The sequence below is a fragment of the Butyricicoccus sp. genome, from assembly GCF_977037065.1.
In genome coordinates this window covers 1-12680 of record NZ_CDRQNY010000007.1, presented here as the reverse complement: position 1 = coordinate 12680, position 12680 = coordinate 1, and the positions used below count along the sequence as shown (strand labels likewise).

Below are 12680 nucleotides of genomic sequence, written 5' to 3'. Positions count from 1 at the left end.
TTTTCTTTTATGGAATATCAGTTCAATACAGTTGAAGAAGCGCTCGAAGAACTTCGCGCCGGACACCTCATCCTCACCATTGATGACCCGGACCGCGAAAACGAGGGCGACCTCATCTGCGCGGCACAGTTTGCCACGACCGAGAACGTCAACTTCATGGCAACTCACGCCAAGGGCCTGATCTGCACACCGATGAGTGAGCAGGTTGCACTCCGTCTCGGTCTGGAGCAGATGGTAAAGGTCAACACCGACAACCACCACACCGCGTTCACGGTCTCCATCGACCATGTGGACACCACGACCGGCATTTCCGCTGAGGAACGCGGCTTTACCTGCCGCAAATGCGCGGATATCCACACCAAGCCGGAGGAACTCCGCCGTCCGGGACACGTTTTCCCGCTTGTTGCACGCCGCGGCGGTGTGCTGACCCGCAACGGCCACACCGAGGCGACTGTCGATCTGTGCCGTCTGGCCGGACTCGAGCAGTGCGGTCTGTGCTGTGAGATCATGCGCGATGACGGCACGATGATGCGCACGCCCGAGCTGATGGAGAAGGCCAAGGAATGGGGTCTCAAGATCATCACCATCAAGGACCTGCAGGACTACTGCCGCCGTCATGATAAGCACGTTGTCCGTGAAGCCTGTGCGAAAATGCCCACCCGTTTCGGTGAGTTCCGCATCTACGGCTACGTCAACGACCTGACCGGCGAGCACCACGTTGCGCTCGTCAAGGGCGAAATCGGCGATGGCAAGAACCTGCTCTGCCGCGTGCACTCCGAGTGTCTGACCGGCGATGTGTTCGGTTCCCGCCGGTGCGACTGCGGTCAGCAGCTTGCGGCAGCCATGCAGCAGATTGACAAGGAAGGACGCGGCGTGCTGCTCTATATGCGCCAGGAAGGCCGCGGAATCGGTCTGATCAACAAGCTGAAGGCGTATGAACTGCAGGAAAAGGGCTTCGATACAGTCGAGGCAAACGTAAAGCTCGGCTTTGCGCCCGACCTGCGTGAATACTGGATCGGCGCTCAGATTCTGCAGGACCTCGGCGCAAAGGAGCTGCGCCTGCTGACCAATAATCCGGAGAAGATTTACGGTCTGGACGGTTTTGGTGTAGAGATCACCGAGCGCGTGCCGATCGAGATTGCACCGCAGAAGGACGACGCGTTCTACCTCAGAACCAAGAAAATTAAGATGGGTCACCTCTTTAGTGAAACATTGTAATCAATCTATCCCGCAGGGCGGGATGACCTCACCTCGCCCTGCAATATATCTGTTCACCATATTGAAAGGAAGATTTTAAGATGAAGGTACTCGAAGGCAAGTTAGTAGCAACCAAGGGCAAGTTTGCAATCGTTGGTGCACGTTTCAACGAATTTATCGTTTCCAAGCTGATCTCCGGCGCGGAGGACACGCTGGTTCGTCACGGTGTGGACACGGATGACATCACGCTCGTATGGGTTCCGGGTGCATTTGAGATTCCGCTGGCGGCGCAGAAGCTGGCGCAGAGCGGCAAGTATGATGCAGTTATCTGCCTCGGCGCGGTTATCCGCGGCTCGACCAGCCACTACGACCTCGTGTGCAACGAGGCTGCCAAGGGCATTGCACAGGTCAACCTGCAGACCGGTGTGCCGGTGACCTTCGGCGTGGTTACCACCGAGAACATCGAGCAGGCCATCGAGCGCGCAGGCACCAAGGCCGGCAACAAGGGCGCCGATGCAGCGATTGCCGCTCTCGAGCTGGCAAACCTGCTGCCGCAGATCTAAAATCGTACAAAAAATGCCGGTCAGCTGGTCAAGCAGCTGTTCGGCATTCTTTATTTTGTAGCTTCGATTGTCCAACAGAAGCTGTCCGTTTTCTGTGATTTGGATAGAATGCAGCAGTGAATCATCATGATAGACGTAGAGCGCCGCTGTTTTTCCGCCGATATCGGACAGCGATGTCTGCGGCAGCAATGTGCGCAGAGAACGTGTATATGTGCAATTTTCCAGCAAAGACGTTATACTTTTCTGCTGTTCCGTCGTGATATCGTTATAATCTGCCGTGTCGATGCCTGCTTCTCCGTTGGGAACGCTTAACGTGCTGATGGATAGCACAATTCGATCATCTGCGCCTATGCAATCGGATAGCGACATCGGACGAAAATATACCACACAGCAAATCAGCAATACTGCGATGCCGACAGCAGCCCACATTGTTTTCTTTCTCATACCGTACCTCCTGTTTTTTAATATAGCAGAATCCGTTAGAGAAATCCAGCACGGTTTTGTAAATTTTGCTGCTCCATCTCCATCCTCCATTTTCAATTTTTATCCCGCAAAAGAAAACCACCCGAGAAAATCCCGGGTGGTTTTCTTTATTCTACCGAGCCTTCTCCGCCCATGAGCGCGGTCAGCTCCTCAATCCGCTCCAGCGGGAACGGCGGGAACGCCACCGGCTTCATGGCGATGGACATCAGCTTCATCGGGTTATCGTCCGCCGCTGCGCGGTTAGAGTGCAGTACACCGCACCTGCGGGTACGACCGGACGGCCGCACACCCTGCAGGTGAAGCTGTCGTCGCAGGCATGCGTTTTGTAATAACCCTTTTGCTATTGCTTGCGTTTATTCTCCCGATTCATGGGAATTCCTCCTGAAAAGTCGATATTTTTCGTCCTTTGGGGAGGTGGTTTACGGATTCCTGTACAGCCGACCTCCCGGTCAGCGCACAAGCTCCAGTTTACCGAATTTGTTCAAAAAGCAATGCTCCTTTAATTATTTATCCTTGAGTGCGTCCTTTACCTTATCCCAGAAGCTCTTGCGCTTTACCTGATTCTCGTCCGTGGACGTTTCCTCGAACTCACGCAGTAGCTTTTTCTGCTTTTCGGACAGGTTCTTCGGCACCTCGATGTTTACGCGGACATACTGGTCGCCGCGACCGCGGCCGTTGACATTCTGAATGCCCTTGCCGCGCATGCGGAACGTCGTGCCGGTCTGCGTGCCTTCCGGAATCTTGTACTCGATGCGGCCGTCGATGGTCGGCACCTGCAGCGTATCGCCGAGTGCGGCCTGTGCGAACGAAATCGGAATATCGACATGTACATCCGAGCCGTTGCGGGTAAAGATCGGATGCGGACGGATGGCAACCGTTACGAACAGATCGCCTGCGGGACCGCCGTTCACGCCTGCATTGCCCTGACCGCGCTGCTGGATGGACTGACCATCGTCGATACCTGCCGGAATGTTGACCTTGAACTTGCGGGTCTTGCGAACACGACCCTGACCGCCGCACTTCGGGCACGGCTTCTTGATGATCTTGCCGGTGCCGCGGCAGTTCGGGCAGGCGCCCTGCGTCTGGAACATGCCGAGCGGCGTGCGCTGGGTCTGCGTTACCACACCGGTGCCGCGGCAGTTCGGACAGGTCTCTGCCGTGGTGCCCTTTGCGGCACCCGTGCCGCCGCAGTCGTCACAGGATTCGATGCGCTCGACCGTTATCTCCTTCTCACAGCCAAATGCGGCTTCCTCGAAGGACAGGATCACCGTCTGACGGATGGATTCGCCGCGCTGCGGTGCATTACGGCGGGACGACCGTCCGCCGCCAAAGCCGCCGCCAAAGAACGAACCAAACAGGTCGCCCAGATCGCCCATATCAAAGCCGCCGCCGAAGCCACCGGCACCGGCACCGCCGCCGTAGCTCGGGTCAACGCCGGCAAAGCCGAACTGATCGTACTTGGCGCGCTTCTCCTTGTCGGACAGCACTTCGTACGCTTCGTTTGCTTCCTTGAACTTATCCGCAGCCTCCGGATTATCTTTGTTGAGGTCCGGGTGGTACTTGCGCGCCAGCTTGCGGTATGCCTTTTTCAGCTCATCATCACTTGCGCCCTTCTGTACGCCGAGCACTTCATAATAATCTCTTTTATCAGCCATAAAAAATCATCCTATACACAGGGATAGGCGCACCGAAGCGCGCCTTCTCTTAGTGAGGAGATAGGAGTGAGGAGACAGGAGTTTTGATACCGTGCAATCTCGCTGCACTCTGCCGAAAACCGGCAGCCATAACTCCTAACTCCTACTTCCTAACTCCTATCTGTTATTACTTGTTGTCGTCGTCCTTGACCTCGGTGAAGTCAGCGTCTACAAAGTCGCCCTGCGGGCCGCCCTGTGCGCCTGCACCCTGAGCGCCGCCCATGTTCGGGTCGCCCTGCGGTGCCTGCTGCTGATAGATCTTGCCGGCCAGATCGGAGAACTTCTTGGACAGGCCCTCGGTTGCAGCCTTGATCATATCAGTATCGGTGCCCTTGAGTGCTTCCTTAACCTTTTCGATCTCAGCCTGAACGCCGCTCTTCTCGTCTGCGGACAGCTTGTCGCCCAGATCGGTCAACGCCTTCTCGGACTGGAATACCAGCTGCTCAGCGTTGTTGCGAACCTCAACTGCTTCCTTGTTCTTCTTATCCTGCTCAGCGTACTGCTCAGCCTCGTGCATTGCCTTGTCGATCTCGTCCTGAGACAGATTGGTGGATGCAGTGATGGTGATCTTCTGCTCCTTGCCGGTGCCGAGGTCCTTAGCGGATACGTTTACGATGCCGTTTGCGTCGATATCGAAGGTAACCTCGATCTGAGGAATGCCGCGCGGTGCCGGAGCGATGCCGTCGAGGGTGAAGCGGCCGAGGGTCTTGTTACCTGCAGCCATCTCGCGCTCGCCCTGCAGAACGTGAATCTCAACGGACGGCTGATTATCAGCTGCGGTGGAGAAGATCTGGCTCTTCTTGGTCGGGATGGTGGTGTTGCGGTCGATCAGCTTGGTGCATACGCCGCCGAGGGTCTCAATACCGAGGGACAGCGGAGTTACGTCGAGCAGCAGCACGTCCTTGACCTCGCCGCCGAGAACGCCGCCCTGGATGGATGCGCCGATTGCTACGCACTCGTCCGGGTTGATGCCCTTGAAGCCTTCCTTGCCGGTGATGCCCTTAACAGCCTCCTGTACAGCCGGAATACGGGTGGAACCGCCAACCAGCAGGACCTTGGACAGATCGGAAGCGGACAGACCAGCGTCGCTCATAGCCTGACGAACCGGGCCCATGGTGCGCTCTACGAGGTCTGCGGTCAGCTCGTTGAACTTTGCACGGGTCAGGGTCAGCTCGAGGTGCTTCGGACCGGTAGCGTCAGCCGTGATGTACGGCTGGTTGATGGAGGTCTGGCTCATGCCGGACAGCTCGATCTTCGCCTTCTCAGCAGCTTCCTTCAGGCGCTGCATAGCCATACGGTCGTTCGACAGGTCAATGCCGTTGGACTTCTTGAACTCGTCAACCATCCAGTCGATGATGCGCTGGTCGAAGTCATCACCGCCGAGGTGGGTATCACCTGCGGTGGACAGAACCTCCAGAACGCCCTCGCCGATGTCCAGAACGGATACATCGAACGTACCGCCGCCGAGGTCGTAAACCATGATCTTCTGCTCGGATTCCTTATCTACGCCGTAAGCCAGCGCAGCAGCGGTCGGCTCGTTGATGATACGCAGAACTTCCAGACCTGCGATCTTGCCGGCATCCTTGGTAGCCTGACGCTGCGAGTCGGAGAAGTAAGCCGGAACGGTGATGACCGCCTGATTTACCGGCTGGCCGAGGTATGCTTCTGCGTCAGCCTTCAGCTTCTGCAGGATCATAGCGGAAATCTCCTGCGGGGAGTACGGCTTGCCGTCGATGTTTACGCGGTAGTCGGTGCCCATGTGGCGCTTGATGGAAATAATGGTGCGGTCTGCGTTGGTTACAGCCTGGCGCTTAGCGACCTGACCGATCATACGCTCGCCGTCCTTAGAAAATGCAACGACAGACGGAGTGGTGCGCGCACCCTCAGCGTTAGGGATGACTACGGCTTCGCCGCCCTCCATAACAGATACACAAGAGTTCGTCGTACCAAGGTCAATACCAATGATCTTACCCATAATAAATACACTCCTTAAATGATAGGATTTTGTTTACTTTAATTAGTAGTTAGTAATCAGTTTGCAACCTTCACCATCGCATGGCGAATAACCTTATCGCCAATCTGGAAGCCCTGCTGGAAGGTTTCCGCGATGACATTCTCACCGAGGTTTTCATCCTCAACGTGCATAACCGCGTTGTGGAAGTTCGGATCGAATGCGGTGCCTGCGGCAGCGTCGATGACGGTGACGTTAATGCCCTTGAGGCTTTCGGTCAGCTGCGTCATGGTCAGCTCGACACCCTTTTTATATTCGGTGTCGGCGGTCTCTGCCTTGAGCGCCCGCTCGAGGTTATCGTAGGTCGGCAGCAGTGCGGTTACGGCGCGGCTGACGGCATCGGTGTACGCCTGCTCACGCTCGCGCTGGCTGCGCTTGCGGAAGTTATCGTACTCCGCCGCCATGCGGAGATAACGGTCGTTCAGGTCGTTATACTTGGCTTCCCAGTCCGTCGCGGGCTTTGCTTCAGCCTTGGCGGTCTCCTCTGCGGGAGCCTCGGTCTTTACCTGCTCCTGCTCTTCCGCCTCCGGCTTTGTCTTTTTGCTCATGTCGTTTTGTGCCTCCGTTTACAGGAAATCAGTGATTTCCGTCTTTTTCATCTAAAAATGTCTCGGCGATCAGTTTGTTCAGCCCTTTTGCGAAGCGGCTGAGCTGTGCGGACAGCTTGGCGTAATCCATGCGGGTCGGACCCACGATGCCGATCGCGCCCTGACCGATCTTACCGATATCGTATTTTGCGTAGATCGCCGAGGTTTCACTCAGCGGGTTTTCGCCGTTTTCTGGTCCGATAAAGAACTGGATGCCGTCGATCTTGCGGGTGGCCGGCAGCAGGTGCTTGCGGTCATCCTCCATGTAATCGAGCAGCGTCTGCGCCTTTTTCGTATCGCGGTACTCCGGAAAACGAAGCAGCTTGCTGGCACCGTCGAGGTAAACCTTCTGGTCGCTCAGCTCGGTGATCAGCTCTGCGATGTACTCGGCTACCGGAGCGAGCAGCGCGGTCAATCCCGCGGCGCGGCGCACAATGTCGAATCGCTCGGCGGTGATGCTCGAGAGCGGCAGTCCGGTCAGCGTCTGGTTGAGTACATAGGTGAGCAGCTCGGCCTCATCCTTGGAGACCTCAGCCACCGTGCGGACCATTTTATTCTTGACCGTACCCGAATCCGTAACTACTACGATTACGAAATTCATCTTATCGACTGCGATGATCTCAAACTGCCGGATGGCGATCTGTGTCATCGCCGGTGTGATAGCAACCGACGCGTAATTTGTCAGACTGGTGAGCAGCTTGCCGGCCTCCTGAATGAGGTGGTCAAGCTCCCGTACCTTGGTAAGCACGCTGTTCTGCAGTGCGTTTCCGTCCTCCGCATTGTCGGCCGGACGCTCCATCAGTTCATCCACATACAGTCGATAGCCCTGCGGTGAGGGGATTCGTCCCGCAGAGGTGTGCGGCTTTTCGAGGTAGCCCATGTCCTCCAGCTCACTCATCTCATTACGGATGGTGGCGGACGAGAACGGCAGCTCGTGTCCCTCGGTCAATGCCTTGGAGCCGACCGGCTCAGCCGTGCGGATGTAATCGCCGATAATGGCTTTGAGTATTTGCTTTTTACGTTCCGAAAGCTCCACCGAAGCAGACTCCTTTCTTTCGGTTGTTAGCACTCCATCTCCCCGAGTGCTAAACTTAATTTACCACCACATACGGGCAAAGTCAAGTGCTGTTTGTGAACAATTTATGAAATGATCATCGGAATTTTATCACACGCGCCTGCCGAGTGCTGAAATGCCAGTTTTCACCGTATAAAAAACGCTCTGATTTGGTCGTTTTTCCTTGCGTTCGCGTCCACGCAGTGATAGAATTAGTATGAGAGAGAGACAGGCAATCGTTCGATTGCCGTAGAGAGAAAATCCGCTCTATAAAAAGGAGAACAAACATGAAGGAAATCAAAGTTGGCATCGTCGGTTTGGGCCGTCTCGGTTCGGTACACGCGCAGAATCTCGCGTTCAAGATTCCCGGCTGCAAGCTGGTCGCTGCCTGCTCGCTCGAGCAGAAGGAGCTGGACTGGGCGAAGGACTACCTCAAGGTGGAGTACACCACCACGGACTACAAGAAAATGGTTGACGAGGCAGACATTGAAGCTGTCGTTATCGTCTCCTCCTCTCCGGAGCACTGCTGGATGATCGAGTACGCGCTCGATGCAGGCAAGCACGTCTTCACCGACAAGCCGCTCGGCTGCTCGCTCGAGGAGTGCAAGCGCGCTGAGGCTGCTGTTGAACGTCACCCGGACAAGATCTTCTTCCTTGGCTTTATGCGCCGCTACGATCCGTCCTATGCGGATGCAAAGGCACAGATCAACGCAGGCCGCATCGGCAAGCCGTATCTGGTAAAGGCTACCGGTCTGGACCCGGAAGCACTGGTCGAGAGCTGCATCAAGTTTTCCAAGACCTCGGGCGGCATCTTCATTGACGCGGCTTCGCACGACATTGACCTGATGCGCTGGTTCCTCGGCGGTGAGGTTACCGAGGTTTACGCCGCGGGCACCAACTTCAAGCACCCCGAGTTTGCCGAGAACGGTGACACCGAGACCGGCATGGCAATGCTCAAGTTTGATAATGGCACGGTCGCTTTCCTGCACGTTGGCCGCACTGCACCGCACGGCTACCACACCGAGACCGAAATCGTCGGCACCGAGGCGCATATCCGCGTTGCCGGTGTACCGTGGAAGGACCGCGTTATGGTATACGACCAGTACGGCGCCCGTCAGGAGATCATCGAGAACTTCCCGCAGCGTTTCGCAGAGGCGTACCTGCTCGAAATGGTGGACTTTATCGACTGCATCCAGAAGGACCGCAAGCCCGAGCTGACCGTTTACGACGGCACCAAGGCAACCCTCGTTACCTACGCGATTACGGATTCGTTCCACTCCGGCAAGCCGGTTCAGGTACAGTATTAATATATTGTAAAATCGCACAAAAGCAGAGCCGAAAGGCTCTGCTTTTTCTTGCACATTTCTATCTTCTCTGCTATTATAATGGCAAGGAGGTAGAGATTATGAACAACAACATTCCCATTGCCCGCTGGCTTTCCATGTTCTGGCTGTGCAGTGCCGTTTCGCTGGTGCTTGGACAATTCAGCGGCTCCGTCACTTTGAACGACACAAACGGCGCAACACTCACTGTTACCGGCATTCTCGGTATATTCTGCACCCTCGTGCAGTTTTATCCGTTTTACCGGTTCAGCCGCGTGTCCGAGCGCCTGCAGCGTGCGTTCACAGCCACTGTGCTCAGCGTGGCGGCAACCGTTGTCGGCCTGCTGGCCATGACGCTCGTTCCGAGCGACACGCCGCCGTATACACCCAGCACGTTTTATCTGCTGTTCAGCCTGATCGCACTTGCCGGTGTGATCGCAGCCTATGTCTCGCAGTTCTGGCTGTACACCGGACTGGACGATGTCTGTACAGAGCGCGGCTACGACTTTCCGCCCAAGCGTATTCGCTGGTGCTTTTATCTTTCCCTTATCAACATTTTGCTGCGCATGCTGCCAACTTCTATTCCGATTTTTCTCTCGCAGATTGCCAGCCTTGTGCTGCTTGCTCTGTTTATCCGCGCTGCATATCAAGCGGAGAAGCTGACCGTATAACCCAATATAAAAGAAAAAGGACCGCCCAACGGTCCTTTTTCTTTTATATGAGAGATTATTTGTAGAGAGCAGGTTTATCCATCATCTCGATCGGCAGGAACTGATTCGTGCCGCGGGAACGGTTGAGCGTGTCTGCTGCAACGCAGGCAGCGTAGCCGTCCCATGCGGACGGACCATCCGGCTCACCCTTCTCCTCGAGGGTCTTGACCCAATGGGTCAGCTCAATGTCATAGGCTTCAATAAAGCGGTCCTTCCAGTCGGTCAGGATCGGGAACGAACGGGTTGCATTCGAGCGCTTGACAACCGCATACGGATCAGGCAGGTTGACTGTGCCCTTCTCGCAGACGACCTGACACTGGATGTCGTAACCGTAAGCGTCCGCAACCTGAACCTCTACGTCAATACGCGCACCGGACTGGGTTTCCAGCAGCACGATCTGCGGGTTGTCGTAACCCTTGGTAGAGCACGCGGACTGGCGCACCTTGAGCACCTGACCGCTCTTATACTCATCGCCGAGCAGCCAGCGGCATATGTCCAGCTCGTGGATTGCAACGTTAGAAACGCCCATCTCGGTCTGGAAGCCGTCCGGCTGAGACACGTTGCGGTGGCACGCGTGAATCATCAGCGGCGCACCTAGCTCACCGGAGTCGATGATGCGCTTCATCTCGGCGTAGCCGCGGTCATAATGGCGCATGAAACCCACCTGCAACAGACGTTTGCCGTGCGCGGTTTCTGCGGCGATGATCTTCTCGCAGTCCTCTGCGTTCTGCGCCAGCGGCTTCTCGCAGAAAACGTACTTGCCGGCCTTGAGAGCCTCGAGCACATAGCCTGCGTGGCTCGGGTCGGACGAGGTGATAACGACCGCCTGCACCTCCGGTGCTGCGATCAGCTCCTCGCCGGTCTTGTATGCCTTCATGCCTTCATACTGCGCTGCAACCTTAATCGCAGCTTCTTCAAAATAGTCTGCACAGGCAACAACCTGACAGCCCGGAACAATGTCCGTCAGGCGTCGAATGTGATCGCGGCCAATTGCGCCGCAGCCAATAACACCAATATTCAGCATGCTGATCCTCTCCTTTTAACAGCAAGAATAATCACTTAAAATCTCGTTAATACTCGCGGATTCCCGCGTTTTTTCACACTTTTTTCTTCATTGCATACATTGTACCGCAATCCCGCCGTCACGGTCAACCGTCCCACCAAAACATTGGTAGCCTGCCTAAAAAAGCACCGCAAATTTATGGCAAAATGAAGGCTCAAAAGCAGATGAAAGTGCATTTTTGATTGTGCACTGTGCGTAGTTATACTTGACGTCAGCGCTGCTCTCCCCTATACTTTGAAGTAGAAAAGGAGAATGTGTCAATGGCAGTTACCATACAAAAAATCGCAGAGCTGTCCGGTGTGTCGCGCGGCACGGTGGACCGTGTGCTGCACGGACGACCCAACGTCAATCCGATGATACGCGAAAAAGTTGTCCGTGCCGCAGAAAAACTCGGCTACCAGCCTCCAGTGCCGCCGAAATCGGCAGATTGCAGGCAAGCGGCTATTCTCATTCCGCAATGGACGGACGGGTACTTCAACCGGCAGATCGTCAGCGGCATTCGCAAGGCGCTGCGCTATATCGCCGATCCAGCGTTTATACTGACCGAGCAGCCGCTGCGTACCATGACCATGCAGGAGCTTCTCCGCGCGATGGACGAACAGATTCGTTCCGGCGTGGACGGACTCATCATCCGTGCCGAGAACACGCCGGAGGTCCGCGCCGCCATCGAGCAGGCAGTGCAGCAAGGCGTGACCGTCATTACCTATGATGCCGATGTGCCGCACAGCGGCCGTCTGTGCCACGCCGGACAGGATCTTGTCCGCGCGGGCGCTATCGCCGCCGGTGTCATGGCGCGGCTCATCCGCCCGCCCGAGCACGTTCTCATTGTCACCGGAAATCTGCGTATGGAGGCCCACAAGGGCCGCGTGGACGGCTTCTGCCGCCGTCTGCTCGAGCTGGGCTTCTCCGAAGATGCCTACCGCGTGATTGAAACCAACGAAATGCCTGAACTCACCGGCGAACTCGTCGCGCAGGCGCTTCAGGCCGACAGTCGCCTGCACGCCGTCTATATGGCCTGCCAGCCGCTCTCCGGCTGCATCGCGGGCATCCGAAAAGCGCGGCGCACCACCCGGCCGCATATCGTCTGCAACGACCTCACGCCAACCGCGAAGCGGTATCTGCGCGAGGGAACGGTGGATTTCGTGATCGGTCAGTCATTCTCGCAGGAGTCGTTCCACGCCGTGCTGGCGATGTATCAAATGCTGCTGCGCGGCGTGCAGCCCAAACGGGAGCTGTATTATACCGATCTGCGGTTGATCACGCAGGAGATGTTGTAGCGAGAGATTGCATTTAGCGATTTGCAGTAATTGAGAATTGATAATGGAGAATGGAAAATTGACGTGACGGTTTACCGTTGTGTGGGTGGCCAATGGCCTCCCTACGGGATAGATTGTGCAGGTCGGATACAAGCGGTGCGCCGAGTCGTCACGCCCTACGGTATAACGAGTGCAATTCGTAGGTGTCGTGCAAAATATCCAAGCCAACGAGTTGCGCGACACTGTTATGTCGCGCTTGTGAAGAATAACCCGCATGTGTAGCAGTACGCTATCTGTGAACTGCGAATAGTTTGCGAAAGACACGCAATGGTAACCCGACTGCCGTTCCCCATATCGAAGCGGTCGCCGGTCTCTGATCTGCGCCAACCCAAGAAATAAAGGAAGATGGAGTCCCAAGAGGATAGAAACCTTAGGTGTCTATCCTTTTGGCCCCCCAGCCAAAGGTTGGCTACCATTCCCAATACTTTAGTAATCAGATAACGATTTACACAACAAAAAAGAGCCGCTTTACAGCGACTCTTTTTTTGTTTGATATGCGTGGACTGATTACTTAGCAGCCAGACGGCGAGCCTTAGCAGCCATGCGCTCACGAGTAACGTCGAGCAGTACGGCGCCGATGATAACCAGGCCGAGTACGAGGTTCTGTACTGCCGAAGAAACGGACAGCAGGGAGAAGCCGTTACGCAGAACAGCGATGATCAGCGCGCCGAGCATGGTAC

Annotated in this window: 10 protein-coding genes; 5 read left to right on the top strand and 5 right to left on the bottom strand. The window is 55.9% G+C overall.

All coding sequences use genetic code 11. The annotated features are described in order from the left end of the window. Positions 1 to 9 precede the first annotated feature (9 nt). Together ACWVX6_RS04135 and ribH are read left to right on the top strand one after the other, a co-directional pair. Entirely contained in the window at positions 10 to 1218 is a 1209-nt protein-coding gene (locus tag ACWVX6_RS04135; RefSeq protein ID WP_117491331.1) for a bifunctional 3,4-dihydroxy-2-butanone-4-phosphate synthase/GTP cyclohydrolase II, read from the top strand. Between the two features lie 80 nt (positions 1219 to 1298). Continuing rightward, positions 1299 to 1760, top strand: coding sequence for a 6,7-dimethyl-8-ribityllumazine synthase (ribH, locus tag ACWVX6_RS04130; RefSeq protein ID WP_118760277.1), 462 nt, complete (start codon positions 1299 to 1301; stop codon positions 1758 to 1760). Positions 1761 to 2746: 986 nt separating this feature from the next. On the opposite strand, the gene dnaJ is transcribed toward ribH, so the two are convergent. From dnaJ to hrcA, 4 genes are all read right to left on the bottom strand, one after another. Continuing rightward, positions 2747 to 3898, bottom strand: coding sequence for a molecular chaperone DnaJ (gene dnaJ / locus ACWVX6_RS04125; RefSeq protein ID WP_118360297.1), 1152 nt, complete (start codon positions 3896 to 3898; stop codon positions 2747 to 2749). Positions 3899 to 4064: 166 nt separating this feature from the next. Continuing rightward, on the bottom strand, positions 4065 to 5912 hold the full coding sequence (gene dnaK, locus ACWVX6_RS04120) for a molecular chaperone DnaK (RefSeq protein WP_455152423.1): 1848 nt from the start codon (positions 5910 to 5912) through the stop codon (positions 4065 to 4067). 56 nt (positions 5913 to 5968) lie between these two features. Then, positions 5969 to 6496, bottom strand: coding sequence for a nucleotide exchange factor GrpE (grpE, locus tag ACWVX6_RS04115; RefSeq protein WP_116705396.1), 528 nt, complete (start codon positions 6494 to 6496; stop codon positions 5969 to 5971). Positions 6497 to 6524: 28 nt separating this feature from the next. Beyond that, complete coding sequence (hrcA, locus tag ACWVX6_RS04110; protein ID WP_158557228.1) at positions 6525 to 7571, bottom strand: heat-inducible transcriptional repressor HrcA; 1047 nt, start codon at positions 7569 to 7571, stop codon at positions 6525 to 6527. Between the two features lie 305 nt (positions 7572 to 7876). Between hrcA and ACWVX6_RS04105 the strand changes: the two genes are divergently transcribed. Then, entirely contained in the window at positions 7877 to 8896 is a 1020-nt protein-coding gene (locus ACWVX6_RS04105) for a Gfo/Idh/MocA family protein (protein ID WP_455152422.1), read from the top strand. 98 nt (positions 8897 to 8994) lie between these two features. Next, complete coding sequence (locus tag ACWVX6_RS04100) at positions 8995 to 9582, top strand: hypothetical protein (RefSeq protein ID WP_455152421.1); 588 nt, start codon at positions 8995 to 8997, stop codon at positions 9580 to 9582. A gap of 55 nt (positions 9583 to 9637) precedes the next feature. Here ACWVX6_RS04100 and ACWVX6_RS04095 read toward each other — a convergent pair whose 3' ends face one another. Continuing rightward, positions 9638 to 10645 (bottom strand): Gfo/Idh/MocA family protein, encoded by a 1008-nt coding sequence (locus ACWVX6_RS04095; RefSeq protein ID WP_270439661.1) that lies wholly within the window; start codon positions 10643 to 10645, stop codon positions 9638 to 9640. A gap of 299 nt (positions 10646 to 10944) precedes the next feature. Between ACWVX6_RS04095 and ACWVX6_RS04090 the strand changes: the two genes are divergently transcribed. Next, on the top strand, positions 10945 to 11961 hold the full coding sequence (locus ACWVX6_RS04090) for a LacI family DNA-binding transcriptional regulator (protein WP_455152420.1): 1017 nt from the start codon (positions 10945 to 10947) through the stop codon (positions 11959 to 11961). Positions 11962 to 12680 lie beyond the last annotated feature (719 nt).

What these genes read in the sequence shown, in the direction of transcription:
- ACWVX6_RS04135 (WP_117491331.1), top strand. Translation starts at nt 10, where the DNA reads ATGGAATATCAGTTCAATACAGTTGAAGAAGCGCTCGAAGAACTTCGC.
- ribH (WP_118760277.1), top strand. Translation starts at nt 1,299, where the DNA reads ATGAAGGTACTCGAAGGCAAGTTAGTAGCAACCAAGGGCAAGTTTGCA.
- dnaJ (WP_118360297.1), bottom strand. Translation starts at nt 3,898, where the DNA reads ATGGCTGATAAAAGAGATTATTATGAAGTGCTCGGCGTACAGAAGGGC.
- dnaK (WP_455152423.1), bottom strand. Translation starts at nt 5,912, where the DNA reads ATGGGTAAGATCATTGGTATTGACCTTGGTACGACGAACTCTTGTGTA.
- grpE (WP_116705396.1), bottom strand. Translation starts at nt 6,496, where the DNA reads ATGAGCAAAAAGACAAAGCCGGAGGCGGAAGAGCAGGAGCAGGTAAAG.
- ACWVX6_RS04105 (WP_455152422.1), top strand. Translation starts at nt 7,877, where the DNA reads ATGAAGGAAATCAAAGTTGGCATCGTCGGTTTGGGCCGTCTCGGTTCG.
- ACWVX6_RS04100 (WP_455152421.1), top strand. Translation starts at nt 8,995, where the DNA reads ATGAACAACAACATTCCCATTGCCCGCTGGCTTTCCATGTTCTGGCTG.
- ACWVX6_RS04095 (WP_270439661.1), bottom strand. Translation starts at nt 10,645, where the DNA reads ATGCTGAATATTGGTGTTATTGGCTGCGGCGCAATTGGCCGCGATCAC.
- ACWVX6_RS04090 (WP_455152420.1), top strand. Translation starts at nt 10,945, where the DNA reads ATGGCAGTTACCATACAAAAAATCGCAGAGCTGTCCGGTGTGTCGCGC.